This window comes from Streptomyces sp. NBC_00234, assembly GCF_036195325.1.
In the GTDB taxonomy this organism is placed as follows: domain Bacteria; phylum Actinomycetota; class Actinomycetes; order Streptomycetales; family Streptomycetaceae; genus Streptomyces.
Genome location: NZ_CP108101.1, coordinates 1,865,855 through 1,891,475, shown reverse-complemented (window position 1 = coordinate 1,891,475; position 25,621 = coordinate 1,865,855). Strand labels below are relative to the sequence as shown.

Annotated in this window: 22 protein-coding genes; 10 read left to right on the top strand and 12 right to left on the bottom strand. The window is 71.2% G+C overall.

The window, feature by feature from the left end:
• Nucleotides 1–176: 176 nt before the first annotated feature.
• Entirely contained in the window at nucleotides 177–1,631 is a 1,455-nt protein-coding gene (locus OG230_RS08220; protein ID WP_328909472.1) for an NCS2 family permease, read from the top strand.
• 44 nt (nucleotides 1,632–1,675) lie between these two features.
• Here OG230_RS08220 and OG230_RS08215 read toward each other — a convergent pair whose 3' ends face one another.
• From OG230_RS08215 to OG230_RS08190, 6 genes are all read right to left on the bottom strand, one after another.
• Nucleotides 1,676–3,127, bottom strand: coding sequence for a peptidoglycan D,D-transpeptidase FtsI family protein (locus OG230_RS08215; protein WP_328909471.1), 1,452 nt, complete (start codon nucleotides 3,125–3,127; stop codon nucleotides 1,676–1,678).
• A gap of 63 nt (nucleotides 3,128–3,190) precedes the next feature.
• Entirely contained in the window at nucleotides 3,191–3,877 is a 687-nt protein-coding gene (locus tag OG230_RS08210; RefSeq protein WP_328909470.1) for a response regulator transcription factor, read from the bottom strand.
• Nucleotides 3,874–5,124, bottom strand: coding sequence for a sensor histidine kinase (locus OG230_RS08205; protein ID WP_328909469.1), 1,251 nt, complete (start codon nucleotides 5,122–5,124; stop codon nucleotides 3,874–3,876). The genes OG230_RS08210 and OG230_RS08205 overlap by 4 nt, the downstream gene beginning before the upstream one ends.
• Nucleotides 5,121–6,152, bottom strand: coding sequence for a hypothetical protein (locus OG230_RS08200; RefSeq protein ID WP_328909468.1), 1,032 nt, complete (start codon nucleotides 6,150–6,152; stop codon nucleotides 5,121–5,123). The genes OG230_RS08205 and OG230_RS08200 overlap by 4 nt, the downstream gene beginning before the upstream one ends.
• Nucleotides 6,153–6,267: 115 nt before the next feature.
• Nucleotides 6,268–6,741, bottom strand: a complete 474-nt coding sequence (locus OG230_RS08195; protein WP_328909467.1) for a GNAT family N-acetyltransferase — start codon at nucleotides 6,739–6,741, stop codon at nucleotides 6,268–6,270.
• Between the two features lie 4 nt (nucleotides 6,742–6,745).
• Complete coding sequence (locus OG230_RS08190; RefSeq protein ID WP_266987045.1) at nucleotides 6,746–7,516, bottom strand: IclR family transcriptional regulator; 771 nt, start codon at nucleotides 7,514–7,516, stop codon at nucleotides 6,746–6,748.
• 157 nt (nucleotides 7,517–7,673) lie between these two features.
• Between OG230_RS08190 and OG230_RS08185 the strand changes: the two genes are divergently transcribed.
• Both OG230_RS08185 and OG230_RS08180 read left to right on the top strand, forming a co-directional pair.
• Nucleotides 7,674–9,194, top strand: a complete 1,521-nt coding sequence (locus tag OG230_RS08185; protein WP_328909466.1) for an aldehyde dehydrogenase (NADP(+)) — start codon at nucleotides 7,674–7,676, stop codon at nucleotides 9,192–9,194.
• 94 nt (nucleotides 9,195–9,288) lie between these two features.
• A complete protein-coding gene (locus OG230_RS08180; RefSeq protein ID WP_328909465.1) occupies nucleotides 9,289–10,833 on the top strand; it encodes a hypothetical protein in 1,545 nt (514 codons plus the stop codon).
• Nucleotides 10,834–10,872: 39 nt separating this feature from the next.
• Here OG230_RS08180 and OG230_RS08175 read toward each other — a convergent pair whose 3' ends face one another.
• Entirely contained in the window at nucleotides 10,873–11,781 is a 909-nt protein-coding gene (locus OG230_RS08175) for a LysR family transcriptional regulator (protein ID WP_328909464.1), read from the bottom strand.
• Nucleotides 11,782–11,909: 128 nt separating this feature from the next.
• Here OG230_RS08175 and OG230_RS08170 point away from each other — a divergent pair, with 128 nt between their 5' ends.
• From OG230_RS08170 to OG230_RS08155, 4 genes are all read left to right on the top strand, one after another.
• Nucleotides 11,910–12,818, top strand: a complete 909-nt coding sequence (locus OG230_RS08170) for a DMT family transporter (protein ID WP_328909463.1) — start codon at nucleotides 11,910–11,912, stop codon at nucleotides 12,816–12,818.
• 57 nt (nucleotides 12,819–12,875) lie between these two features.
• A complete protein-coding gene (locus tag OG230_RS08165) occupies nucleotides 12,876–13,379 on the top strand; it encodes a GNAT family N-acetyltransferase (RefSeq protein WP_328909462.1) in 504 nt (167 codons plus the stop codon).
• 47 nt (nucleotides 13,380–13,426) lie between these two features.
• Nucleotides 13,427–14,155: a DsbA family oxidoreductase gene (locus tag OG230_RS08160; RefSeq protein ID WP_328909461.1), complete on the top strand. Its 729-nt coding sequence runs from the start codon at nucleotides 13,427–13,429 to the stop codon at nucleotides 14,153–14,155.
• A gap of 93 nt (nucleotides 14,156–14,248) precedes the next feature.
• Nucleotides 14,249–15,310: an aminotransferase class V-fold PLP-dependent enzyme gene (locus OG230_RS08155; RefSeq protein WP_328909460.1), complete on the top strand. Its 1,062-nt coding sequence runs from the start codon at nucleotides 14,249–14,251 to the stop codon at nucleotides 15,308–15,310.
• A gap of 78 nt (nucleotides 15,311–15,388) precedes the next feature.
• Here the strand turns inward: OG230_RS08155 and OG230_RS08150 are convergent, their stop codons facing one another.
• Nucleotides 15,389–15,898: a MarR family winged helix-turn-helix transcriptional regulator gene (locus OG230_RS08150; RefSeq protein WP_328909459.1), complete on the bottom strand. Its 510-nt coding sequence runs from the start codon at nucleotides 15,896–15,898 to the stop codon at nucleotides 15,389–15,391.
• Between the two features lie 168 nt (nucleotides 15,899–16,066).
• Between OG230_RS08150 and OG230_RS08145 the strand changes: the two genes are divergently transcribed.
• On the top strand, nucleotides 16,067–17,134 hold the full coding sequence (locus tag OG230_RS08145; RefSeq protein WP_328909458.1) for an alkene reductase: 1,068 nt from the start codon (nucleotides 16,067–16,069) through the stop codon (nucleotides 17,132–17,134).
• 226 nt (nucleotides 17,135–17,360) lie between these two features.
• On the opposite strand, the gene OG230_RS08140 is transcribed toward OG230_RS08145, so the two are convergent.
• Genes OG230_RS08140 through OG230_RS08125 form a run of 4 tightly spaced genes read right to left on the bottom strand, consistent with a single transcriptional unit; the run spans nucleotide 17,361 to nucleotide 21,624 of the window.
• Entirely contained in the window at nucleotides 17,361–18,431 is a 1,071-nt protein-coding gene (locus tag OG230_RS08140) for a LacI family DNA-binding transcriptional regulator (RefSeq protein ID WP_328909457.1), read from the bottom strand.
• Between the two features lie 42 nt (nucleotides 18,432–18,473).
• A complete protein-coding gene (locus tag OG230_RS08135; protein ID WP_328909456.1) occupies nucleotides 18,474–19,388 on the bottom strand; it encodes a carbohydrate ABC transporter permease in 915 nt (304 codons plus the stop codon).
• Nucleotides 19,385–20,311: a carbohydrate ABC transporter permease gene (locus tag OG230_RS08130; RefSeq protein WP_328909455.1), complete on the bottom strand. Its 927-nt coding sequence runs from the start codon at nucleotides 20,309–20,311 to the stop codon at nucleotides 19,385–19,387. The genes OG230_RS08135 and OG230_RS08130 overlap by 4 nt, the downstream gene beginning before the upstream one ends.
• Nucleotides 20,308–21,624 carry an ABC transporter substrate-binding protein gene (locus tag OG230_RS08125; protein ID WP_328909454.1) on the bottom strand — a complete coding sequence of 439 codons (1,317 nt, stop codon included), beginning with the start codon at nucleotides 21,622–21,624 and terminating at the stop codon, nucleotides 20,308–20,310. The genes OG230_RS08130 and OG230_RS08125 overlap by 4 nt, the downstream gene beginning before the upstream one ends.
• 180 nt (nucleotides 21,625–21,804) lie before the next feature.
• Here OG230_RS08125 and OG230_RS08120 point away from each other — a divergent pair, with 180 nt between their 5' ends.
• Together OG230_RS08120 and OG230_RS08115 are read left to right on the top strand one after the other, a co-directional pair.
• On the top strand, nucleotides 21,805–23,850 hold the full coding sequence (locus OG230_RS08120) for a beta-galactosidase (RefSeq protein WP_328909453.1): 2,046 nt from the start codon (nucleotides 21,805–21,807) through the stop codon (nucleotides 23,848–23,850).
• Nucleotides 23,851–23,900: 50 nt separating this feature from the next.
• Nucleotides 23,901–25,457 (top strand): glycoside hydrolase family 53 protein, encoded by a 1,557-nt coding sequence (locus OG230_RS08115; protein ID WP_328909452.1) that lies wholly within the window; start codon nucleotides 23,901–23,903, stop codon nucleotides 25,455–25,457.
• The last annotated feature ends 164 nt before the right edge of the window (nucleotides 25,458–25,621 follow it).

Genomic DNA, 25,621 nt, shown 5'->3' with positions numbered 1-25,621 from the left:
GGGGAGTTTACGAATCTTCCGCGCGTATGATCCGCACACGCCTGTCGCGTGTGTGTTCGTTTCCGACGCCCGCCGTGCGGCAATCGGCGTATCCCACAAGGGTGTCGACCCCTCCGTGCCGTGCGACGGCGCAGGGGGTACGCGCCCTCCCCTCATCCGTCAACACAGGAGAAACCATGCAGACCAGCGCGACCGGCAAGGCGGATTCTGTAAGACCGCCCGCCGTGGGATCCGGATCGGCGGTGGACCGCTTCTTCCGTATATCGGAGCGCGGTTCGACGTACGCGACGGAGATACGCGGCGGCTTCGCCACGTTCTTCACGATGGCGTACATCCTCGTCCTCAACCCGATCATTCTGGGCAGCGCCAAGGACAAGTTCGGCGACCAGCTCGATCCGGTCCAACTCGTCACGGCCACGGCTCTGGTGGCCGCCGTGATGACAGTGATCATGGGCGTGGGCGGCAATCTGCCGCTGGCTCTGGCGGCCGGACTCGGACTCAACGCCGTCGTCGCCTTCCAGATCGCGCCGCTCATGAGCTGGGACGACGCGATGGGTCTCATCGTGCTCGAGGGCCTGCTGATCTGCGTGCTCGTCCTGACGGGTCTGCGCGAGGCGGTGATGCACGCCATTCCGCAGCCGCTCAAGCAAGCCATCAGCGTCGGGATCGGCCTGTTCATCGCCTTCATCGGCTTCGTCGACGCCGGATTCGTCACCCGTATCCCGGACATCGCCCAGACCACCGTGCCGGTCCAGCTCGGCACCGGCACGCTGACCGGCTGGCCCATGCTGGTCTTCTGCGCCGGGTTGCTTCTGACGATCGTGCTGCTCGCGCGCAAGGTCAAGGGCGCGATCCTCATCAGCATCGTCCTGATGACCGTGGTCGCCGTGATCGTCAACGAGCTCGCCGACGTCAAGTCCTGGGGCCTGACCGTGCCCCAGATGCCGGACGAGATCGTCGCCTCGCCGGACTTCGGGCTCCTCGGCAACTTCGACCTGTTCGGCTCCTTCGGGCAGGTGAGCGTGCTGACCGTGGTGCTCCTGGTCTTCACCCTGATCCTGTCGGACTTCTTCGACACCATGGGCACCGTCGTCGGCGTCACGGCCGAGGCCGGCCTGCTCGACGAGCGTGGCCAGGTCCCGGGCCTGGGCCGGGTGCTGCTCATCGACGGCGCGGCTGCCGTCGCGGGCGGTGCGGCCTCCGCCTCGTCCGCCACGACCTACATCGAGTCCGCCGCGGGCGTCGGCGAGGGCGCGCGCACCGGATTCGCCAACCTGATCACCGGCGGTCTGTTCGCGCTCGCCCTCTTCCTCACCCCGGTCCTGACCATGGTGCCGATGCAGGCCGCGGCGCCGGCGCTGATCGCGGTCGGCTTCCTGATGATGACCCAGGTCAAGCACATCGACTGGGACCGCTTCGACGTGGCCATCCCGGCCTTCCTGACCATCGCCGTGATGCCGTTCACGTACTCCATCACCAATGGCATCGGCGCCGGCTTCATCGCCTACGTCGTCATCAAGGCGTTCCTCGGCAAGGCGCGCGAGGTGCACTGGCTGCTGTGGGGCACCTCGGTGCTCTTCGCGGTGTACTTCGCCATCGACCCGATCGAGCAGCTGCTCGGTGTGAAGTAGCGAACCGGCTCCGGCACCGCCCGTGGGGTGGTGCCGGAGCCGCTTCAGTCCTGGAGCGCCGCCTTCATCATCTTCTGGGCGATCGGCGCCGCGAGCCCGTTGCCGCTGACCTCGGACCTGGCCGAGCCCGAGTCCTCGACGATCACGGCGACCGCGACCTCCTTGCCGCTGGACTTGTCCTTGGCGTACGAGGTGAACCAGGCGTACGGGGTGTTGCTGTTGTCCACCCCGTTCTGCGCGGTTCCCGTCTTGCCGCCGACCTCGGCCCCCGCGATCCGGGCGTTGGTACCGGTGCCCTCCTCGACGACGGTGACCATCGCGCTGCGCAGCTGCTCGGCCGTCGACTCCGACACCACCCGCTCGGTGTCCCCGTCCGGGAACTCCTCCAGTGCGGCGCCGTCGGCGTCCGTCACCGCGGAGACCATGTGCGGGGCGGCCAGCTCGCCGCCGTTGGCGATCGCCGCCGAGACCATCGCCATCTGCATCGGGGTGGCGGTCACCTCGAACTGGCCGATGCCCGTCAGCGCCGTCTGCGCCTTGTCCATGCCGGTCGGGTAGACGCTCTCCGAAGCCCGCACCGGTACGTCCAGTTCCTTGGTGTCGAAACCGAAGGCGTCCGCCGTCGCCTTCACCTTGTCCTGGCCCAGATCCGCGGCCGTCTTGGCGAACACGTTGTTGCAGGAGTACTTGAGCGCCGTGCGCAGGGTGGCGTTCTCGCAGGGGGCCGCCGTGTTCTCGTTCTTCAGGACGGTGGTGGTCCCGGGCAGGGTGTACGGGTCGGGGCTGTCCGTCGGCACGTCGACCGAGTCGTACAGACCGTTTTCCAGCGCCGCCGCGGCGACGACCAGCTTGAACGTCGAGCCCGGGGCGAGGGGCTGTCGCAGCGCCCGGTTGACCAGCGGCTTGTCCTTGTCGTCCAGCAGCTTCTGCCAGGTGTCGCCGTCCGTCGTCCCGCTGATGTCGGAGGGGTCGTACGAGGGGGAGGAGACCATGCCCAGGATCCGGCCGGTCTCCGGGTCCATCGCGACGGCGGCGCCCTTGTCGTCGCCCAGGGCCTCGTAGGCGGCCTTCTGGACGTCCGGGTCGATCGTCGTCAGTACGTTGCCCGGCGTGGTCTGCCTGCCGGTGATCACGTCGGCGGGGTTCTTCAGCCGGTCGTCGGTGCCGTCGAGGACGTCGCTGTAGATGCCTTCGAGCTGGGTGGCCCCGTACGCCTGCGAGCTGTAGCCGGTGACGGCCGCGTACAGCTCGCCCTGCGTGTAGGTGCGCTTGTACTGGAGATCGCCGCCACTCGTCCTCTTCGATCCGGTGACCGGGGAACCGGCCACGATGATGTCACCGAGCGGCTGCGCGTACTGCGCGATCGTGTTCCGCCGGTTGTGTTCGTCGTCTGCGAGCGCCCGGCCCTCGTACGCCTGCACCCAGGTCGCCCGCACCAGCAGGGCGAGAACCATCAGCAGACAGAAGACCGAAGCATGCCTGATCGTCTTGTTCATCTGCTGGGGGGACGAGCGGGACCGTGCGGGACGTTCCCGTCTGTGCCCCTTCTCACCCTTTTCTCACCGGCCCCCGGCGGGTGGCCCCGCGGTCCGGCCGGGGGCGACGAAACCGGATTCGTACGCCACGATCACCGCCTGTGTTCGGTCCCGGGCACCCGTCTTCGCGAGCACGGCCGCCACATGCGTCTTCACCGTCGCCACCCCCACGCCCATACGTCCGGCGATCTCCGCGTTGGCCAGGCCCGCCACCATCAGCCGCAGCACCGCCGCCTCCCGGTCGGTGAGCCGCGCCACCCACGGCGCGGCCGGGGCCTGCCGCGCCCCGTACCGGTCCGCCAGCCCACGGACCGCGGCGGGGAAGAGCAGCGAGTCGCTGCGGGCGACCAGCCGCACCGCCTGGACCAGGTCCTCGGCGGCGGCCCGCTTCAGCAGGAAGCCCGCGGCTCCGGCGCGCAGCGCTTCGTACACGTAGGAGTCGTTCTCGAAGGTGGTGACGACGACGATCCGCGGGGGAGTGCCGGGCGCGCCGAGAATCTGTTCGGTGGCCCGGATGCCGTCGATCTCCGGCATCCGTACGTCCATGAGCACCACGTCGGGGCGCAGCTGCCGCACGAGGGAGACCGCTTCGGCGCCGGTGGCCGCTTCGCCGACGACCTCCAGGCCGTCCTCGGCGTCCAGGATCACGCGCAGCGCCGTACGGACCATGCGCTCGTCGTCGGCGAGGACGATCCGGACCGTGTCGCTCATCGACTCTCCTGTTCGGGACGGTGGCCGGGGAGGCGGGCGGTCAGCCGCCACACCCCTCCTTCGCTCGGCCCGGCCCCCGTACCGCCGCCGAGCAGCATGGCCCGTTCCTCGATGCCGCGCAGCCCGCGGCCTCCGCCGGGCCGCACCACCGGGGGCCGTTCGGGCAGCGGGTTCTCCATCGTGATCTCCACGCCCTCGTCGCGCACCGCGATCCGCAGTTCCACCGGAGCGCCGGCCGCGCCGTGCCGCAGCGCGTTGCTCAGTCCCTCCTGCACGATCCTGTACGCCTCTCTCGACACGGTCTCCTCGACCGCGCCCGGATCGCCCTGCGCCACGTACGAGACGGGGACCCCGCAGTGCGCCAGCAGCCCGTCGAGCGCGTCCAGTCCGGGACCCGCCGCACCCGCCGGGCCGTCCTCGCCCTGCCGCAACAGGCCGAGCACGGAGTCGAGTTCACCGACCGTGCGCCGGGTGGTCTCCTCGATGGCGGTCAGTGCCTCCCGTACGAACTCGACATCGCTGTCCAGGACCCTGCGTGCGGCACCGGCCTGGAGGGTGACCGCGCTGAGCGCATGGCCGACGGAGTCGTGCAGTTCCCGGGCGAGCCGGTTGCGTACCGCCAGATCGGCGGCCCGGCGCTCGGCGGCGGCCAGCCGGTCGTCGGGCGTGGGCCCCAGCAACGCCGGTGCCCGACGGGCCAGCAGCGCCCCGGCCGCCGCCGCGCAGCCCGCCATCGCGACCAGCAGCGCGATGCCGACGGCCGGAGCCAGGGCCAGGAACCACGGCCGGTCCAGCGCCTCGGGCAGGCGGAGCGCCTGGGAGGTGCGTACCGTCGCGAAGAAGGGCGCCACCGTCACGGCCACCGCGTACGGCGTCAGTGCCAGCGTCAGCCCGCTGATGACGCCGCCGAGTCCCAGGTGCAGCGTGTACCAGCCCGCCGCCCGGACCTTCGCCTGCCCGGTCCTGGCCGGCCCGTCGGCGAGCAGGTCCGCCCGGATGCCGCACAGTGCGCGGGCCGCCGCCACCGACAGGGGGCGCACGAGCGGGAAGAAACCGGTGACCGCGGCCAGCGGCAGGGCGATCGCGAACGCGGTCAGCTGGGCGGCGGGGGAGGAGAAGAGATCGCTGTCCCCGCTGTACGAGCCGACGACCACCGAACCGACGAGGAAGTACGGCATGAGCAGCGCGCCGCCGATGATCAGGTGCAGCCAGCGCAGCCGGGCCCGCCGCCCGATGAGCAGGGTCACCGGCGCGGTCCTGACGGCCGCGCCGCCGCGGCGGACCGCTCCGCGAAGAAGTACGCGCCCTGGGTGACCACCAGCGCTCCGACCAGCATCCGCACAGCGTAGAGCAGGACCATGCCGGTGGTCGGCTGGTCGCCGATCTCCTGGACCTCGGTCAGCGAGGCGATGCTCATCCAGCCGCCCCAGCAGGCCAGCGCGGCCGAACCGCCCCAGGCCAGGGCGAGCGGCACCCGGAGCGGGAGTCTTCCGCCGCGGCGGAAGGCGAGCAGCAGCACTCCGGCGACGGTCGCGGCGACGAACAGCACGTCGACCGCCTGGAGGGCGTAGAAGCCGCTGGTGCGTTCCTCGATCCGGGTCGCGTTGAGAGCGGCCGTGCTGCCGGCGGCCCACAGCAGATGCATCGTGCCGGGCACCAGGGCGAGCACGGTCACCACCACGGCGCCGAGACGCAGGACCGGGGTGGTGGGACTGTCCGGGAGGTCACGCAGGGCGCCCTGCCAGAGATGGCCCCAGCGGTCCGTGGCGTAGAGCACGAACAGGGCGCCGAGCGCGAGGCCCTGGACGATGAAGCCGGTGTAGACGACGCCGAAGACCCAGTCGTCGAGGAAGGGGCGCCGGCCGGCGTTCGCGGTCGATGGTGTCCCGCCGCCGAGGAGCGCGACCAGGAGCTGCACCGGGAAGCCGGTCATGATCGGCAGGAGCAGCCCGGTCGCGACCCACATCGGCAGAGCCATCAGCCAGGCGGGGACGCGCAGCCCACGGGCCTGGGTGAGGAGCAGGGCGATCAGGACGACCGATCCGTCCATCAGCATGGTCGCGCCGTTGGCGACGACCATCGTGGTGCGCTGGTCGAGGAGCGAGCTGCCGTCCGGGATGCCCACGTGACTGCCCGCGATCCAGGCCGTCTTGAGCGCGAGGTACGGCAGACAGGACGCGATCGCGATGTTCCTGAGCACGGTGCGGGCACGGCCGGGGCCGACGGGTGGTGCGACGGGGGAGTGGGAGCGGGATTCGAGCGGTGTCTTCGTCATGACGCCCACGCTTCCGGGCCGGGCGCTCCGGCACGTCCTGCTCCACGACGATCCGTCTCCGCCGCGCGGCGGAGACGGCCCTACGGCCTGTCGTCCTAGCTCCCGGGTATGCCGCTCAGGCGTCCAGGGTCAGCAGCAGCTCGGGTACTTCCTCGCCGCGGGCCTGGGCGAAGCCCCGGTCCCGGCCCGTCACGACGAATCCGCACTTCTGCAGGACCCGGACCGAGCCGAGGTTGTCGGCGGCGGCCCGTGCGTGCAGCGGGCGCTCGGGCACGAGACCGAGCAGTGCGCCCAGCGCGGCGGTCGCGAGACCGCGCCCCCAGTGCGCGCGGCCGATCCAGTACGTGACCTGGCGGTCGTCCGGCGGTCCGTACACCCCGGTGTTGCCCACCACGACGCCGTCGGCGAGCACGGTCCGCATCAGTATGTGCTCGGCCGCGCGGATGCGGGCCCAGTGGGCGTCGAACGCGGCCCGGTCGGTGGGGTCCTTGCTGGTGAAGGCCGCGACCCGGGTCGCCTCCGGGTCACTCATGTACGAGAAGAAGAGGGGCAGGTCCCCGTCCCGCACCTCGCGCAGTGTCACGTCCACGGGTTCAGAGCCTCCGCGTCGCGAGGGTGAGCCGGTCGCGGGCGTCGAACAGGGCGTCCTTGACCATCTGTTCGTGCGCGGGCGTGAGCCTGGCCACCGGAACGGAGCAGCTGATCGCGTCACGGGCGGGGGTCCGGTAGGGGATCGCGACGCCGAAGCAGCGCAGCCCGAGGGTGTTCTCCTCGCGGTCCACCGCGTATCCCTGCTCCCGGATGAGGTGCAGCTCCTCGATCAGCTTCTCGCGGTCGGTGAGGGTGTGCTCGGTCAGCGCGGGCAGCGTCTCGGGGAGCATCTTGCGGACCTGCTCGTCGCTGTGCGTGGCCAGCAGCGCCTTGCCGAGCGAGGTGGAGTGGGCGGGCAGGCGGCGGCCGACGCGGGTGAAGGGCCGCAGATAGTGCTGGGACTGCCGGGTGGCGAGGTAGACGACGTTCGTCCCGTCGAGGCGGGCCAGGTGGATCGTCTCCGTGGTGTCGTCGGAGAGCCGGTCCAGGGTGGGGCGGGCGGCGGCGACGACCTCGTCCCCGTCGATGTACGAGGTGCCGACGAGCAGGGCCCGTACGCCGATCCCGTACCGCGTGCCCGTGGCGTCGGTCTCCACCCAGCCGAGCTCCACGAGCGTCCGCAGCAGCATGTAGAGGCTGGACTTGGGGTAGCCGACGGCCTCCTGCACCGAGGCCAGCGAGTGCATGCCGGGGCGCCCCGCGAAGTATTCGAGCAGTTCAACCGTCCGTACCGCGGACTTGACCTGCGCCCCACCAGACTCGGCAACCGACATGCCCTACGCCCCTTCCAGCCATCACGCCAAAACCCTGCGACTTCTTGCCAACACTGATCGCCCGGAAATAGAGTCCCCATAAGTTCACGACCAGGAACGCTGTTCAGAATACCGAACAACTCGTGGTTGTGCGGCAGAGGAGCGGGAAGGAAACACGGTGGCAGCAGCACCAGTCTGGAGCGTCGACCCCCGAACCGGGAACCCGCGTGAGCAGGTTGCGGTGGAGGCTACAGCGGAGGAGGTCGACCGAGTGGTCCGGGCCGCCCACGCCGTACGCGGCTCGCTCGCCGACCGCACGGTGCGCGCCGCGTTCCTGCGTACCGCCGCCGATCTGCTCGCCGAGGCCGGGGAGCACGTCATCGAGGCCGCGGACGCCGAGACGGCGCTCGGCCCGGCCCGGCTCACCGGCGAACTCGCGCGCACGGCAGCCCAGTTGAGGGCCTTCGCCGAGGTCGTCGACGAGGGCGCCTTCCTCGACATCCACATCGACCACGAGGACGCGACGCAGACCCCGCCCTGGCCGGACCTGCGCCGCTACAAGATCCCGCTCGGCGTCGTCGCCGTCTACGCGGCGAGCAACTTCCCGCTCGCCTTCTCCGTCCCCGGCGGCGACACGGCCAGCGCGCTCGCCGCCGGCTGCCCCGTCGTCGTCAAGGCGCACCCGGACCATCCGGCCACCTCCGAGCTCTGCGCCTCCGTGCTGCGCCGGGCCGCCGCGCAGAACGGCCTGCCCGAGGACGTGGTGACCCTGGTGCACGGCTTCCAGGCGGGCGTCGAGCTGGTCAGGCACCCGCTCGTCGCCGCGGCCGGCTTCACCGGCTCGATCCGTGGCGGGCGCGCCCTGTTCGACGCGGCGGCGGCCCGGCCCACCCCGATCCCGTTCCACGGCGAGCTCGGCTCCCTCAACCCCGTGGTCGTCACCGAGGCCGCCGCCGCCGAGCGCGGCGAGCAGATCGGTGCCGGGCTCGCGGGCTCGATGACCCTGGGCGCGGGTCAGTTCTGCACGAAGCCCGGCTTCGTCCTCGTCCCCTCCGGCGGGACCGGCGACCAGCTGCTGAAGTCCCTGACCGACGCGGTCAGCGACAGCGCGTCCGCGGTCATGCTCGACCACCGCATGCGCGACGCCTTCGTCGAGGGCGTACGGGAACGGGCCGGACTCCCGGACGTGACGGCCCCCGTCACCCCCGGCGCAGGCGGCGAACACACCGTCTCCGCGGGCTTCCTGACCGTACCGGCGCAGCGGCTGGCGGCCGACGGACCGCACGACGCGCTGCTGGAGGAGTGCTTCGGCCCGGTCACCGTCGTCGCGCGCTACGAGAGCGAGGACGAGATCACCTCGGTTCTCTCCCGCCTCCCGGGCAACCTCACCGCCACGCTCCAGACGGCCACCGAGGAGACCGACGACAGCGCCGCACGCCTGCTCGCCGAGCTGACCCCGCTGGCCGGGCGCATCCTGGTCAACGGCTGGTCGACCGGCGTCGCCGTCGCCCCCGCCCAGCACCACGGCGGCCCGTACCCGGCGACCACCTCGACCTCCACCTCGGTCGGCGCGACGGCGATCGAACGCTGGCTGCGCCCGGTCACCTACCAGACGACCCCCGACGCCCTGCTGCCCCCGGAACTGCGCGAGGCCAACCCGATGGGCCTGCCCCGCCGGGTGGACGGGCACCGCTCGTAGCGGTCCTCCCGCCTCCGGGAAACCCGGAGGCGGGTACGTCGTACTCCCACGCTCGCGCGAACCGAGCGGTAGCGCCCAGAAAGGCCGAGGACCTGTGCCCAGGGCGTCACGGTTCGATCAGCGAGCGGTCGCGCTCGTGGAACTGCGGGGAACCCGTACCGAGTGCGAGATGTTCGAGAAGGCGCTGACGGACCGTGACTGGCCGGTCCTGGAAAAGCGCGGCGGTACGGCGAGCGTGGTCACCGAGAGCAGGTTCTGGTACACGATCGAGGCGCGGTTTCCCGGGAGCAGCATCAACGCGGTCAGGGGAGCGCGCGAGAGGATCGAGCTCATATCCGACGAACTGCTGCTGGACCTCAACGTCGAGGTGGTCGACCGCGTCGTCCGAGATCCGGTCGACCGGCCCTACTGGTACGCGTACGACCGGCCGGAGGTGCACCCGCACACGGTGCGGCTGCCGCGCAGGACCCGTTGGGTGGAGCGGTGGCACCGCCGGCGTGCCGAGACGCTCGGACTCCGGGACACCGGGAGGCTGATCACGGCCACCACCTCGGCCACCGCGCAGAACCACGCCGCCCGCCCCCTGCCCGGCGCCGTGCCGCAGCCGCCGCGGGTCGCGGCACGGAGGTCGGGGGGAGCGGGGCAGCCGGCGTCGGCGGCCTTCGGCACGCGACGCCGTTCGAGGCAGCAACTCGCCTGGCTGCTCGCCTTCATGGCGGTGTGGGCCTGGGCGGGAGCGCGCATCGCCGACCTGTGGACGCACGGACCGGGATCCTGGTGGGGGTTCGCGGTGATCGCGTGCGGACTCGTTCCGGCCGCGGTTCCGGTGATCCGCCGGGGATTTCCGCAGGCATCGGTGGAGAAGGCGTTCGGCGGGGCGGGCGTCCTGGGGGCGATCGCCGTCGGCCTCGGCGTGAACGTGGTGCGCACGGAACCCGGGGCGGGGGACGGCTCGCAGGTCATCACGTACCTGATGGCGGGCTTCGTCGTCTTCAACGGAATCCGGCTCCTCGTCCGCCAGTGGAGCTGGCGGGCCGTGGCCCCCTGGCTGATCCCCACCCTCCTGCCGATCGCCTTCGGCCTGGTGCCCTCCCTCGGTTTCGGTCTCCACTCCTTCTACCTGGACGCCTTCGGCCTCAACGCCGAGGACGTCGACGTGCCGCGCTTCTGGCAGCTCATCGCCTCGGCCAGGTTCGGGGCCGTGATGAACCTGTGGCTCCTCGCGGTGTCCGCGCTCGGATACCTGCAGCACCTGCACTGGCATGTGCGGGACCGGTGGCTGGTGTACGTGTTCCTGCTCGGCTTCACGACCGTGCTGTTCCTCCAGGGAACGTGGGGTCTCGGGCTGGGGCCGGCCAGCCGGACCGGGAAGGAAGCCGTCGCGGCGGCGAAGACCGGCCGCGCTCCGGAGCCGTACTTCGGCATCACGCCGGAGTGGGTGTGCGCCCACCCCATCGGAAAGGTGGAGGCGATCCCGGTCGACGGCGGCCGGTTCGTACCCACCCGGCCGTACCTCAAGGTGGGCGACGCGGGCGGCACGGCCGTGCTGTGGGATGCCGACAGGGAGCGGGCGCTCAAGGTACCGATGAGCAAGCTCCGTATCGTTCCCGCGGACGAACGCCCGACCACCTGCGGCTAGGTCGTGTCCGCACCCTGGCGCCCGTCCGAACGACGGGCCCTAGGGTGCGGTCGTGGTGGCCGCCGCGGTCCGCAGCGCGTCGAGCAGTCCGCGCAGTGCGGGGTGCCCGGCCGGTGCCGACTCCCGCACCGCCGCGTGGATCGATCTGACCGGCTCCGGGGTGCGGACCGTGCGTACGACCACGGCGGGGTGGCGGTTGCCGAGCCCCAGCTCCGGGATCAGGGCGATGCCGAGCCCGGCGGCGACGAACGCCTGCGCCGTGGCATGGTCCTCGCTCTCCACCACGAAGCCCGGGGTGAAGCCGGCCGAGGCACAGGCGTCGAGCACGGGGTCCAGACAGGGGCCCGGCCGGTCGCTGCTGATCCACGCCTCGTCGGCGAGGTCGGTCAGCTCGATCTCCGGCTTCGCGGCGAGCCGGTGCCCCTCGGGCAGGACGGCGAGATACCGGTCGTCGAGCAGGTGCACGAACCGGATGCCGTCGACGGGCAGCTGGTCCCGCGGCCGGACCACCAGGGCCAAGTCGGCCCGGCCTTGCTGCACTTCCGGCAGCGGGTCCTCGGGGTCGCTCATCTTCAGGTTGACCTGGACCCCGGGCTGCTCGCGGCGGAGCCGCGCCAGCGCCGGCGCCACCAGGGTGGCCCCCGCCGTGGCGAAGTAGCGGACCGCGACCCGCCCCGTGCGCCCGGCCCGCAGGTCGGCCAGCGCGGTCTCGGCCTCGGCGACGTGCCGGCCGATGACGGTCGCGTACTCGTTGAGCAGCCGTCCGGCATCCGTCGGCCGCACACCCCGCCCGGTCCGTTCGAGGAGGGCGATCCCGGCCTCCTTCTCCAGCGTCGCCATCTGCTGGCTGACCGCCGAGGGGGTGTAGCCGAGGTTCCGTGCCGCGGCGGTGACCGATCCGCTCGTGACCACCGCTCGCAGGATCTGCATGCGCCGCATATCAAGCATGTAGAACAGCTTAACGCTGCATGCAAACTTTTTCGCTTGTCTTACGGTGGACGCCAAGGCACTGTACGAATCCGGACCCTTTCAGGAGGCGAACAGTGCTCAGTGGCCAACGAGGAGCCCTCATCCGCATGGCTGTCCTCGCCCTGTTGTGGGGATCGGGCTTTCTCTGGATCAAGATCGCTCTGAACGGCGGCCTGCCCCCGCTCCACATCACGGTCATCCGCTGCGCGCTCGGCGCGGCCGTCCTCCTGGCGCTCGCCCGCGCGGCCGGCCAGCGTCTCCCGCGCGACCGCAGGACATGGGGTCACCTCCTCGTGGCGGCGTTCCTCTGCAACGCCCTGCCGTTCTTCCTCTTCAGCGTCGGCGAGCAGACCGTCGACTCCGGTGTGGCCGGTGTCCTCAACGCGACAACTCCCCTGTGGTCCATGGGGATGGGGCTCGCACTCGGGACGGAGCGCGACCGGCGCCCGGTCCGCCTGGCCGGCCTGCTCCTCGGCTTCGTGGGGGTGCTGCTCATCTTCGCCCCCTGGCAGCAGAGCGGTCTGACCAGCTGGGGCGCGCTGCTCCTCCTCGCCGCCGCCATGAGTTACGCCGTCGCCTTCGTCTACATGGCCCGCCACCTCATCGGCCGGGAGAACGGCCCGCTCGCGCTCTCGGCGGCCCAGCTCGTCGCCGCGACGGGCCTGACCACGTTCGCTCTGCCCGCAGGCCCCGCGGCCCCGGTGGACGCCACGCTCACCGCGGTGGTCGCCGTCGCCGCGCTGGGCGTCCTGGGCACGGGGGTCACCTTCCACCTGAACTCCCGGCTCATCGCCGAGGAGGGCCCCACAGCCGCCGCCACCGTCGGCTATCTGCTGCCGGTCGTCTCGGTACTGCTGGGGGCCGTCGTCCTCGGCGAGCAGCTGAGCGTCCGCGTGGTCACGGGCCTGGCCGTCGTGCTCGTCGGCGTCGGCCTGACGCGCGGCCGCAAGCCCGGAGGCCCGGCCGGCAGGGCCGGGGCAGCCGCACCACGACGCGCCGGATCAACCGCCGGCTGAACGGATCGCGAAGCCCGGCCCGGCAACCGCGGACCGACACGGCGCGTCCCTTCCACCATGATCAGAACCGCCACCCCGGACGACCTCGACGCCGTCGTCCGGCTGCACACCGAGGCCCGGGCCACCTACTACCGCGACCACCTTCCGGCCGAGGAGTACGAGGGGGCGGCCGAGGTCGGCCGCAGCCGGGACGGCTGGGCGCGGGCCATCGGGCGTTCCGACGCCACCGTGCTCTGTGCCGAGCGCGACGGGGTCGTCGCGGGCATCGCGGCGTACGCGGAGCGCGACGGATTCATCTATCTCTCCCAACTGCATGTCTCGCCCTCCCTGTGGCGTACGGGTATCGGCACCGCCCTCCATACCGCCTGCACCGACGCCTGGCGGCGTGCCGGAGTGCGGACGGCCCGGCTGGAGGTCTTCGTGCACAACACCCGCGCCCAGTCCTTCTACGCCCGCCACGGGTGGATCCCCGATCCGGAGGGGCCACGTGGCGGCAGTCATCTGACGCTCTGCCTGGACGTGGGGAATCAGCCGGGGCGGTTGAACGTTGAACCGGGCTAGCGGAGGGTACCTCCGTGGTGCCCGAGATCCTGGAGAGAAGAAGAGACATGCGCGTCGAGATCTGGAGCGACATCGCCTGCCCGTGGTGCTACATCGGGAAGGCCCGTTTCGAGAAGGGCCTGGCCGAGTTCGCACACCGTGACGAGGTCGAGGTGGTGCACCGCTCCTTCGAGCTCGACCCGGGACGGGCCAAGGGCGACACCGCGCAGGTGATCGACATGCTGGCCCAGAAGTACGGGCGTACGCGCGAGGAGGCCCGGGCCATGGAGGCCAACGTCGCGGCCAACGCGCAGTCCGAGGGGCTCGGCTACCGCACCGAGGGGCGCGACCACGGCAACACCTTCGACATCCACCGGCTGCTCCACCTGGCCAAGGCGCGCGGACGGCAGGACGAGCTGCTGACCCTCGCCTACCGGGCGAACTTCGCCGAGGAGCGCTCGGTCTTCGACGCGGACGTACTCCTGGACCTCGCCGTCGAGGCGGGGCTCGACAAGGACGAGGCCGGCGCGGTGCTCGCCGACCCCGGCGCGTACGCGGACGAGGTGCGGGCCGACGAGCGCGAGGCGTCCGAGCTGGGCGCCAACGGTGTGCCGTTCTTCGTGCTCGACCGGCGGTACGGAATCTCCGGCGGCCAGCCGTCCGAGGTGTTCCTCAAGGCGCTGGAGCAGGCATGGAAGGACCGTCCCGTCACCGCGCTCACCGCGATCGGCGACGACGCGGCGGCCTGCGGTCCCGAGGGTGCGTGCGAGGTCCCGCAGGCGGGCGGCACCGTCTGAGGCCGGTCCGACCTGCGGTGATAAGCGTTGCTTAGGGGTTCCCCTTAACTTTGGTCAATTGACTATGAGTTGAGGGGGCTCCAGGGTGGGCCCATGGAGATCTCTTCGCTCACACGCGCCGCGCACGCCGAGTTCGCGCCGGAGACCACGTATCTCAACACGTCCACCTGCGGGCTGCTGCCCCGCCGCACCGTCGAGGCGGTGCGGGCACTCGCCGAGGGCAGCGCCTCGGGTCGCAGAGTCGGTTCGGGCGACTCCGAGCTCGTGGACGCGGCCAGGGCCGGCTTCGCGCGGCTGGCCGGTGTCGGACCGGACCGGGTGGCCGTCGGCAGCTCGGTCGCCGTGCACGTCGGGCTGATCGCGGCCTCGCTGCCCTCGGGGGCCGAAATCCTCTTCCCCGAGGGCGAGTTCAGCTCGGTCGTCAGCCCGCTCGCGCTCCGCGGTGACCTCAAGGTGCGCTACGCCCCGCTGGAGGGGCTGGCCGAAGCGGTGCGGCCCGGCACCGCGCTCGTCGCCTTCTCCTCGGTGCAGTCCGCCGACGGCAGGATCGCCGATCTGGACGCGGTGCGGACGGCGGCCGGCGCCCATGGCGCCCGTACGCTGCTCGACGCCTCCCAGTCCGCGGGCTGGCTTCCCCTGGACGCCGGGGCCTACGACTACACCGTCACCGGTGCCTTCAAGTTCCTGCTCTGCCCGCGGGGTACGTCGTTCCTCACCGTCACCGAGGGGGCTCAGCAGACCCTGCCGCCCCTCTTCGCCGGAATGGCCGCGGCGGAGGATCCCTGGGGCAGTACGTACGGGCCGGTCGCCCGGCTCGCGCCCGACGCCCGACGGTTCGACGCACCGCCCTCGTTCCTGTCGTACCACGGGGCCGAACGCTCCCTCGCCCTGCTGGGGGAGGTCGGCATCGACGCCATCCACGGCCACGTCACCGGGCTCGCGGAGCGGTTCCGGTCGGGCCTGGCGGGGCTGGGGCACGACGCGGTCCCGGGCCGGTCGGCGATCGTCGCCGTGCCCGGGCTCGGCGACCGGGAGCCGGATCTGGCGCGGGCCGGGGTCATGGTCTCCAACCGGGCCGGAAATCTGCGGGCGGCCTTCCACCTGTACAACACCGAGGCCGATGTGGACCGGGCGCTGGACGTCCTGAGCGGCTGAGGACGAAGTGGGCCGGGCCTCTAGGGCCTGTCGTCAGACTGCCGTCGTTCGGCCGAAGGCCGGGCCGCGCGACAGGCGCTAAGCCTGGTCGATGCAGTCGGCGGTCTCCTGGCAGAGGTTCTCCTCGACCTTGGCCAGCAGCCGGGCGAACTCCGTGCGCTCGGCAGGGGCCAGGCCCACGAGCGTGTGCTCCTCCAGCGTCGCCCAGGCGGACCGTACGTCCGCGAGCAGGGCGCAGCTGTCGTCCGTGGCCTCGACCAGGACGGCCCGGCGGTCGTCCGGGTCGGGGCGGCGCCGGACGTGCCCGGTCTGTTCGAGGCGCTGGAGCATCTTCGTGACCGTGGACGGGTCGAGCTCCATGGCCCTGATCAGGTCCGACTGGCGTACGGCCCCGGAGTCCCACAGGTGCATCATCAGATGCTCCTGGCCGGGGTAGAGGCCGGCCCCCTTGAGCAGCTTGCCCGCCGCGATCCGGTGCAGCCGTGCGACCCGCGAGAGGGCATGGCTGACGGGCCCGCCGCGCGCGGCTTCGGGCAGCAGGCCCTCGGTACAGGCGGGATCTGCGGAGACTTCGGAACCGGCCTTCATCGGGACTCCTCGGGGGCGGTGCTCGGGTGCTGCCCGGCCGGTTCGTGTCGTTCCCGGCCGCTTACCGCAAACTTTACCTTGGTCGGCCAAGCATTGCGCTACAGTGGCGAACGGCGCGATTGATTGGCCGACCCAATATTGGTCGGCCACGTATTCCTGGGAGCTCTCATGACCACCGTGTTCGACCCCATCGACCTTGCCGGCACGCAGCTTGCCAACCGGATCGCCATGGCGCCGATGACCCGCAGTCGGGCCGGTGAGGGCGGCACGGCCACCGCTCTCACCGTCGAGTACTACACGCAGCGCGCCTCGGCCGGGCTCATCATCACCGAGGGCGTCCAGCCCTCGCCCGTCGGTCAGGGCTACCCCTCCACGCCCGGGCTGCACAGCTCCGAGCAGGTCGCCTCCTGGCGTGCGGTCACCGACTCCGTCCACGCGGCGGGCGGCCGGATCTTCGCCCAGCTCATGCACGCCGGCCGGATCGGCCACCCGGTGCTTCTCCCGGACGGGCTGGTGCCCGTGGGGCCGTCCCCGGTCGCCGCCGAGGGGCAGGTCTACACGCACGAGGGCCCGAAGGACTTCGTGGAGCCCCACGCGCTGACCGACGCCGAGATCCGGGCCACGATCGCGGACTTCGCCACCGCCGCGCGCAACGCGGTCGAGGCCGGTTTCGACGGTGTGGAGCTGCACGGCGCCAACGGCTATCTGATCCACCAGTTCCTCGCGCCCAACACCAACCTGCGCGACGACGCCTGGGGCGGCTCGGAGGAGGCCCGCATCCGCTTCGCCGTCGAGGTGGTCAAGGCCGTGGCCGCCGAGATCGGCCCGGAGCGGACCGCGCTGCGGATCTCGCCCTCCAACCCGTACAACGGCATCGAGGAGCCCGCGCCGGACGCCGTCTACACCGCGCTGGTCCGCGAGATCGAGCCGCTCGGCCTCGCCTACCTGCACGTGCTGGAAGGCGTGGACATCCGCGAACTGACCCTCGCGCTGCGCAAGCAGTTCACCGGCACCTTCGTCCTCAACGCGCTGACCGAGGGGCCGACCGGTCCCGAGGACCACACGGTGATCGACGACGGCATCGCGGACGTCATCTCCTACGGCGCGCTGTTCCTCGCCAACCCGGACCTGCCGGCCCGGCTGAAGGCCGGCGGCCCCTTCAACACCCCCGACGCCGCAACCTTCTTCGGCGGGGACGCGAAGGGGTACACGGACTACGCGGCGCTGGACGCGTAAGCCCTGGGTCGCCGAACTCCCGGCCCTAGGGCCTGTCGTTTGGATCATGCCGGGCTCGCGTGCCCTGGCGCGAGCTCCCCCGAGCTCTCGGCTTCGCTCGAGCAGGGAGGGGCCCCCTCCGGCGTTGTCGTCGGTCGCCGACGCTCCGCGTCGACTCCCTCCTCCGCCTTGCAGCTGCCCACACCAGACCCCGCTCCCTGATCCGGCCTGATCCAAACGAAAGACCCTAGGCCGATTCGCGGCGCACCAGTTCGGTCGGGAGTATCACGGCAGCCGGGTCCTCCCCGCCTATCCGGGCGAGGAGGACCCGTACCATCTCGGCGCTGATCCGGTCCCAGGGCTGCCGGATCGTCGTCAGCGCGGGGCGGGAGGCGAGGGCCGCGGGGGAGTCGTCGAAGCCGCCGACCGCGACGTCCTGCGGCACCCGCCGCCCCGCCTTCTCCAGTGCGGCGAGCACCCCCTGCGCCATCAGGTCGGACGCCACGAACACCGCGTCCAGGTCGGGGGCCCGTTCCAGGAGCAGCGAGGCGGCGGCCTGGCCGCCGGCCCGGCTGTAGTCGCCCGGGACGATCAGCGAGTCGTCGGCCGGCAGACCGCACTCGGCGATCATCTCGCGGTAGCCCGCGAGCCGTTCCACCCCGCCCGGGGTGTCCAGGGGGCCGCTCACCGTACCGATGCGGCGGCGCCCCGACTCGTACAGGAACCGCACCATGTCGCGGGCGCCGTCGCGGTCGGCCGCCGCCACGTAGCTGACCTTCGAACCCTGCCCGAGCGGCTTCCCGCAGGCCACCAGCGGCACTCCGGCCTCATGGAGCTGCGCGGTCACCGGGTCGCCGGAGTGGCTGGAGACCAGCAGCACCCCGTCCACATGACCGGCGATGTACCGCATGTTCCTGCGGCGTTCCGCCTCCGTGCCCGCGATCATCAGCAGCAGCGGAATGTCGTGCGCGGCCAGCGCGGTGGTGCAGCCGCGCAGCAGCACGTTGAAGTTCGGGTCCTCGAAGAACCGTTCCTGGGGCTCGGTCAGCAGGAACGCCACCGAGTCGGACCGGCCGGTGATCAGCGAGCGGGCATGCCGGTTCACCGTGTACCCGGTCTTCCGGATCGCGGCGTTGACCGCGTCCAGGGCGGCCGGGCTGACGTTGTGACCGCCGTTGAGCACCCGCGAGACCGTTCCCCGGGAGACGCCGGCCTCGCGCGCCACGTCGTGGATCGTCGGAGGCCGGCGGCGTCCCGTACCGGACTGTGCGGACTGTCCGGAGCGGCTGGTCCGGCCGGACTGTTCTGAGCGGCTCATGGTGCATGATCTTTCATCAGGTGAAGCCCTGGTGAGGAGCTGTCAGGACTTTACGGCGCCGGAGAGCAGGTCGAGGCTCCAGAAGCGCTGGATGACCAGGAACAGCGCGATCAGCGGAATGATCGCCAGTAGTGCTCCCGTGATCACCAGCGTATAGAGGGCAGGGGTGCTCGCCCCCTGCTGGAGCAGGGTGAAGAGCCCGAGCGTGACCGGGAACTTCTCGTCGTCGCCGAGCATGATGTACGGGAGCAGGAAGTTGTTCCAGACCGCGACGAACTGGAACAGGAACACGGTCACCAGACCCGGCAGCATCATCGGCAGTGCGATGGTGCGGAAGATCCGCCATTCGCCGCCGCCGTCCATGCGCCCCGCCTCGATCACATCGGCGGGCACCGCGGCGCTCGCGTAGATCCGGGCGAGGTAGACGCCGTAGGGCGACAGGATCACCGGCAGCAGGACCGAGAGGTAGGAGTCGGTCATGTCGGCCTTCGCCAGCAGCAGGTACTGCGGCACGGCGAGGATCACCGGCGGCATCAGCACACCGGCCATCAGGACGTTGAAGATGCTCTCGCGCCCCCGGAAGCGGTACACGGCCAGGGCGTAGCCCGTGATCGCGGACACGGCAGTGGAGAGCAGGGCGCCGGCCCCCGTGTAGAAGGCCGAGTTGGCCATCCACTTCCAGTACACGCCGTCCCGGTACGCCGACAGATCGGCGACGTTGTCGGCGAGGCCGGTGCCCGGCAGGAAGGTGAACGTGGAGAAGAGCTCGCTGCCGGACTTCGTGGAGGCGACGAGGATCCAGACGACGGGCAGCAGGCAGTAGGCGGCTCCGATCAGTAGCACGGCCGTGGGGACGAGGGCGGGGCGGCGCCGGACCGGCGGGCCCTGGGCGGTGCCGGGGGTGGTTCCGGCGGCGGGCGCCGCCTTGTCGATGCGCCGGGTGGCCAGGTCACTCATCGGGAATCTCCCTGCTTCGTACGGGAGTTGGCTGCACGGAGGAAGCCGAAGGAAAGGGCCAGGGTGGCCACGGCGATGATGACGGCCTGCGCCGCCGCCGCGTAGATGTCGTTGTTGACGAAGGCGTCCTGGTAGACCTTCATCAGCGGACTCCAGGTGGTGGAGAGCGAGTTGGTCAGCGGCTTCAGGGTCGTCGGCTCGCTGAACACCTGGAGCGTGGCGATGATCGAGAAGAAGAACGTCAGCACCAGGGAGGGCGCCACCATCGGGATCTTGATCCGGAGCGCGATCTGCAGCTGCGAGCAGCCGTCGAGACGCGCCGCCTCGAACACCTCGACGGGGATCGCCCGCAGCGAGGTGTAGATCACGATCATGTTGAAGCCGGTGCCGCCCCAGACCGCGATGTTGGCCAGGGCGAGATACAGCGGCCCGCCGTCGAGCAGATCGGGCTGCGGCAGCCCCGCCTTGTCCAGCAGGTAGTAGAACGGGCTGACGTCCGGCAGGTACAGGAAGCCCCACATCAGCGCGGCGACGACGCCCGGAATCGCGTAGGGGAGGAAGATCGCCAGCCGCGAGAACCCCTGGAGGCGGATCCGCTCGGTGTCCAGGAGCAGCGCGAACAGCAGGGCGAGGCCCAGCATCACGGGGACGACGATCACGCCGTACCCGAGGATGCGCAGCGCTCCGTGCAGCAGCTCGGAGTCGGTGAGCGCGTCGGTGTAGTTGGTGAGGCCGGCCCAGATCTCCGTGCGTGCGCCCTTGCCCAGACCGAGGCCGGAGACCTCGGTCCTGCGGAAGCTGAGGTAGAGCGCGTAGCCGATGGGGAGGGCGAAGAAGAGCAGGAAGAGCAGGGTGGCGGGGATCAGGAACGCGTACGGGGCGCTCTTGACCCCGTACGGCGTCCTGCGGCGTGCGCGTGTCACTCGGAGACTCCGAAGCCCTGCTTCTTGAGGTCGGCGACGGTCGCGTCCTGCATGGCGGTCAGGGCGTCCCCGAAGCCGGACTTCTCCTTGGCGGCCCGGGCGAAGTTGTCCTTGAAGGCGGTGTACGCGACGTTCACGTTCGGGCCCCACGCGGCCGGGGCGGTGCCCTTGGCGATCTCGGCGGCCGTGGCGTAGAAGTCCGGCTGGTTGGGGAAGAAGCCGGGCGCCTGGGAGAGCGCGCCGCCGGTCTGCGCGGCCGTGGCGGCCGGGTAGATGCCGCTCTCCTTCACCAGGGCGGTGAGGGCCGTCGGGTCGGTGTTCAGCCACTTCGCGAAGGTCGCGGCGGCTTCCTTGTGCTTCGAGTCGTTGGTGACGGCGGTGGAGGAGCCGCCCCAGCTGCCCGTCGCGTTCTGTCCGGCCGTCCACTGGGGGAGCGGGGCCATGGCCCACTTGCCCTTGGTGTCGGGGGCGGCCGTGGTCAGGGTGCCGGGTGCCCAGACCGCGCTGACCCAGGCGACTTGCTTGCCGGTGTTGAGCGCCTTGTTCCAGGCCGGGGTGTACATCGGCTGGTTGTCGATGGCGCCCTCCTCGACCAGTCCGCCCCAGAAGTCGGCGACCTTCCGCGTGGCCGGGTCGTCGATCGCGACCTTCCACTTGTCGCCGCCGGTGGTCCACCACTGGGCGCCGGCCTGCTGGGAGAGTCCGGCGAAGAGGCCGGAGTCGTTGGACGAGAAGGTGGTGAGGTCCTTGTCCGGAGCCTTCTTCTTCAGGGCGCGGGCCGTCTCGGCGAACTCGTCCCAGGTGGTCGGCACGGACAGGCCGTACTGCTTGAACAGGTCCTGGCGGTAGTAGAACATCAGCGGGCCCGAGTCCTGCGGCAGCGCGTACAGGGCGTCCGAGCCCAGCGTCGCCTGCTGCCAGATGCCCGCGGCGAACTCGTCCTCGACGTCACCGGCCTCCTTGGATATGTCGGCCAGCACGTCGTTGGAGACCAGGGTGGGGAGCGCCTGGTACTCGGCCTGGACCAGGTCGGGGGCCTTGTGCGCCTTGGCCGCCGTGATGATCTTGGTGACCAGGTCGTCGCCCGACGCCTGCTTCTTCACCGTGACCTTGATGCCGGCCTTCTTGCCCTCGCCCGCGTTCCAGATGTCCGCGACCTTGTCCAGGCCGGGCGCCCACGCCCAGTAGGTCAGGTCGGCCGGGCCGGACGCGGCCGGAGTGTCGTCGTCCGCCTCCGTCGAGCCGCAGCCCGAGAGCAGAGCGGTGGCGGCGAGCACGGCGGCCGTGGACGCCGCGGCGATGCGGTACTTCATGGATTTCTCCCCTGACGAGAAAGCGGGCTGCCAGCGTCGACATGCGCTGTGAGCGTTCACAGTAGAGAAACGAAACCGACACTTGTCAATGGTTGTTGCTGTGCGGTTATGTTGGCTCCGCGCCACCGAGAGGGTGTGTGCACGTTCCCAGAAGTTGTACCAAGAGCCCAGGAGACACCCATGCCGCACCCCGCCAGCGCGAGCACCCCGCTCGGCCTGCACAAGCTGGCCTTCGGCGGTGACTACAACCCCGAGCAGTGGCCGGAGGAGGTCTGGCACGAGGACGTGCGGCTGATGCGGGAGGCCGGCGTGACCATGGTCAGCGTCGGGATCTTCTCCTGGGCGCTCCTGGAACCCGAACCGGGCGTCCACGACTTCGGCTGGCTCGACCGGCTCCTGGACCTCCTGCACGTCAACGGCATCCGCGCCGACCTCGGCACCCCCACCGTCGTCCCGCCCGCCTGGTTCTACCGCGCCCACCCCGACGCACTGCCCGTCGGCCGGGACGGCGTGCGGTACGCCTTCGGGTCACGCGGCGCGATCTGCCACAGCTCCGCCGACTACCGTGCGGCGGCGGCGGACATCACCGAACAGCTCGCCCGCCGGTACGGGAAGCACCCGGCCGTCGCGATGTGGCACGTCCACAACGAGTACGGCGTCCCCGTCAGCGCCTGCTACTGCGACCACTGCGCCGCCCACTTCCGCCGCTGGCTCGCCGAGCGGCACGGCTCCGTCGAGGCCGTCAACGATGCCTGGGGCACCGCCTTCTGGGGGCAGCACTACCGCAGCCTCGACGAGATCGACCCGCCCCGCGCCACCCCGACGGTCGGCAACCCGGCCCAGCAGCTGGATTACGCCCGCTTCGCCGACGCCACCATGCGGGAGAACTTCTGCGCCGAGCGCGACATCATCCACCGGCTGGCCCCCGGGGCCCCCGTCACCACCAACTTCATGACGGCGCTCAGCCAGTGCGACTCCGTCGACTACTGGGCCTGGGGCCGCGAGGTCGACCTCGTCAGCAACGACCACTACCTGATCACCGACGGCCGCCGGACCCATGTGAACCTCGCGATGGCCGCCGACCTCACCCGCTCCGTGGCGGGCGGCGCCCCCTGGCTGCTGCTGGAACACTCCACGAGCGGCGTCAACTGGCAGCCCCGCAACCCCGCCAAACGCCCCGGCGAGATGGCCCGCAACAGCCTCGCGCACGTCGCCCGCGGCTCCGAGGGCGCGATGTTCTTCCAGTGGCGCCAGTCCCGCAGCGGCGCGGAGAAGTTCCACTCGGCGATGATTCCGCACGCCGGCACGGACTCCCGGATCTGGCGCGAGGTCACCGCCCTCGGCGCCGGTCTCGGCCTGCTGGAGGACATCCGCGGGACCCGGACCGTCGCGGACGTCGCGATGGTGTGGGACTGGCAGTCCTGGTGGGCGCAGTCCCTGGAGTGGCGCCCCAGCGAGGAGCACGACGCCCGCGAGCGCGCCGACGCCTTCTACGCCTCGCTCTACGACCGCCACCTGACCGTCGACTTCGCCCACCCCGGGGCCGACCTCTCCGCCTACCCGCTGGTCGTCGTCCCGGCCCTCTACCTCGCCACCGAGGAGACCGGCCGCAATCTGCGCCGCTACGTCGAGGGCGGCGGCACCCTCGTCGTCTCGTACTTCTCGGGCATCGTCGACACCAACGACGCCGTGCACCCCGGGCCGTACCCGGGCGTCCTGCGCGACGTACTGGGCCTCCACATCGAGGAGTTCGCGCCGCTCGGCGAGGGCGGCACGGTGCGTCTGATCACCCCGGAGGGTGCGCCCGAGGGGCCCGTACTGACCGGCGACCTCTGGTCGGACGTCGTGATCCCGCGCGGCGCCGAGACCGTCTGGTCCTACGCCGACGGCATCCCCGCGGGCCGCCCCGCCGTCACCCGCAACCGCCTCGGCGAGGGCACCGCCTGGTACGTCTCCACCCGGCTCTCCGGCCCCGGACTGGACACCGTCCTGGACCGGGCTTGCGCGGACGCGGGCATCGCCGCCCGCACCGGGCTTCCGCACGACGTCGAGGTCGTACGCCGCACCGGCGAGAGCGGCACGTACCTCTTCGTGATCAACCACACCGAGGGCGACACCGAAGTACCGCTGGACGCCCCCGGCACCGAACTCCTCACCGGAGAGCCCGCCAAGGACCACCTCGCCGTTCCGGCGGGCGCGGTCCGCGTCGTACGGCTCGACGCCTGAGGCAGCCAGAAAACCTCCCGCACCGCACAACTGTCGAAGGGACATCGACGATGTACGGAACGTCGCACGGAAAGCTGAGGGCCGCCGCAACGGCGGCCCTCGGGGGGCTGCTGTTCGCCGCCCTCCCCGCCCAGACCGCCCACGCGGCCACCACCCCCGCCAACCCGGGCTTCGAGTCCGCGGCCACCGGCTGGTCCACCTACTCCGCGGGCGGCCAGAACACCGCCTCCTTCACCGAGGCGGGAGGGCACGGCGGAAGCACCCGGCTCAGCCACTGGGCCTCGTCGGCCTACAAGGTGGAGACCTACCAGTACCTCTCCGGCCTCACCGGCGGCACGTACACCCTGAGCGCCTGGGTGCGTTCCAGCGGCGGGCAGAACTCGGCGTACATCGCCCTGCGCAACTGCGGCGGCGCCGAGCAGCGCACCGACCTGCCGCCGACCGCGAACGGCGCCTGGGTACGCCTGGTCACCTCCGTCAAGGTGACCGGAGGTTCCTGCACCATCAGCCTCAACTCCGACGCGCACGCGGGGGAGTGGGCCAACTTCGACGACATCACCTTCACCGCGGGCACGACCGGACTCGGTGTCAGGGGCGGCGACCTCTCCACCCTCCCGAAGAACGAGGCGCACGGCGCGACCTACCGCGACGCCTCCGGCGCGGCCGGTGACGCCATGGGCATCCTGAAGAACTCGGGCATGAACTACGTACGCCTCAAGGTGTGGGTGAATCCGGCCGACGGCTACAACGACAAGGCACACGTCCTGGCCATGGCCAAGCGCGCCAAGGCGCTCGGCATGAAGGTGCTCGTCGACTTCCACTACTCCGACGCGTGGGCCGACCCGGGCAAGCAGATCAAGCCCGCGGCATGGGCCGGTCACAGCTACACCCAGCTGAAGTCCGACGTCTACAACCACACGTACGACGTCCTGAACGCCCTCAAGGCGCAGGGCACCACCGCCGACATGGTGCAGATCGGCAACGAGACCAACGCCGGGATGCTCTGGCCCGAGGGCTCCACCGACAACTGGTCCCAGCTGGCCGGCCTGCTCACCTCCGGGGCCGACGCGGCGAAGGCCGTCTCCTCCGGTACGAAGGTGGCCCTGCACCTCGCCAAGGGCGGCGACAACGCGGGCACCCGCTGGTGGTTCGACAACGCGGTCGCGCGCAACGTGCCGTTCGACGTGATCGCGCTCTCGTACTACGGGTACTGGCACGGCTCCCTGGCCGACCTCCAGACCAACCTGGACGACGCCGCCGCACGGTACGGAAAGCCCGTCCTGGTCGCCGAGACGGCCTACGCCCACACCCTCGCCGACGCCGACGGCCTGGAGAACAACGTGGCCACGGCCGACCAGCTCGTCACCGGCTACCCGGCGACCCCGGCCGGCCAGGCCGCCAACCTGCGGGACGTCATGAACGTCGTCGAGGCCGTGCCGAACGGCCGTGGCCTGGGCGCCGTCTACTGGGAGCCCGCCTGGACGGCCGCCACCGGCAGCGGCTGGGACCCGGCCGACCCGTCCTCGGGCAACGCCTGGGAGAACCAGGCGGTGTTCGACTACAACGGGAAGCTGCTCCCGGCGGCGAGCTGGTTCTCCCACCGCTAGGGCCTCTCGTTTGGATCATGCCGGGCTCGCGTGCCCTGGCGCGCGCTCCCCCGAGCTCTCGGCTTCGCTCGAGCAGGGAGGGGCCCCCTCCGGCGTTGTCGTCGGTCGCCGACGCTCCGCGTCGACTCCCTCCTCCGCCTTGCAGCTGCCCACACCAGACCCCG

Bases quoted from the DNA above. Each gene is read 5' to 3' on its own strand.
- OG230_RS08170 (WP_328909463.1), top strand. From the start codon at position 11,910: ATGGCTGTCCTCGCCCTGTTGTGGGGATCGGGCTTTCTCTGGATCAAG.
- OG230_RS08165 (WP_328909462.1), top strand. From the start codon at position 12,876: ATGATCAGAACCGCCACCCCGGACGACCTCGACGCCGTCGTCCGGCTG.
- OG230_RS08140 (WP_328909457.1), bottom strand. From the start codon at position 18,431: ATGAGCCGCTCAGAACAGTCCGGCCGGACCAGCCGCTCCGGACAGTCC.
- OG230_RS08145 (WP_328909458.1), top strand. From the start codon at position 16,067: ATGACCACCGTGTTCGACCCCATCGACCTTGCCGGCACGCAGCTTGCC.
- OG230_RS08175 (WP_328909464.1), bottom strand. From the start codon at position 11,781: ATGCTTGATATGCGGCGCATGCAGATCCTGCGAGCGGTGGTCACGAGC.
- OG230_RS08125 (WP_328909454.1), bottom strand. From the start codon at position 21,624: ATGAAGTACCGCATCGCCGCGGCGTCCACGGCCGCCGTGCTCGCCGCC.
- OG230_RS08120 (WP_328909453.1), top strand. From the start codon at position 21,805: ATGCCGCACCCCGCCAGCGCGAGCACCCCGCTCGGCCTGCACAAGCTG.
- OG230_RS08220 (WP_328909472.1), top strand. From the start codon at position 177: ATGCAGACCAGCGCGACCGGCAAGGCGGATTCTGTAAGACCGCCCGCC.
- OG230_RS08155 (WP_328909460.1), top strand. From the start codon at position 14,249: ATGGAGATCTCTTCGCTCACACGCGCCGCGCACGCCGAGTTCGCGCCG.
- OG230_RS08210 (WP_328909470.1), bottom strand. From the start codon at position 3,877: ATGAGCGACACGGTCCGGATCGTCCTCGCCGACGACGAGCGCATGGTC.
- OG230_RS08190 (WP_266987045.1), bottom strand. From the start codon at position 7,516: ATGTCGGTTGCCGAGTCTGGTGGGGCGCAGGTCAAGTCCGCGGTACGG.
- OG230_RS08160 (WP_328909461.1), top strand. From the start codon at position 13,427: ATGCGCGTCGAGATCTGGAGCGACATCGCCTGCCCGTGGTGCTACATC.
- OG230_RS08200 (WP_328909468.1), bottom strand. From the start codon at position 6,152: ATGACGAAGACACCGCTCGAATCCCGCTCCCACTCCCCCGTCGCACCA.
- OG230_RS08215 (WP_328909471.1), bottom strand. From the start codon at position 3,127: ATGAACAAGACGATCAGGCATGCTTCGGTCTTCTGTCTGCTGATGGTT.
- OG230_RS08135 (WP_328909456.1), bottom strand. From the start codon at position 19,388: ATGAGTGACCTGGCCACCCGGCGCATCGACAAGGCGGCGCCCGCCGCC.
- OG230_RS08115 (WP_328909452.1), top strand. From the start codon at position 23,901: ATGTACGGAACGTCGCACGGAAAGCTGAGGGCCGCCGCAACGGCGGCC.
- OG230_RS08150 (WP_328909459.1), bottom strand. From the start codon at position 15,898: ATGAAGGCCGGTTCCGAAGTCTCCGCAGATCCCGCCTGTACCGAGGGC.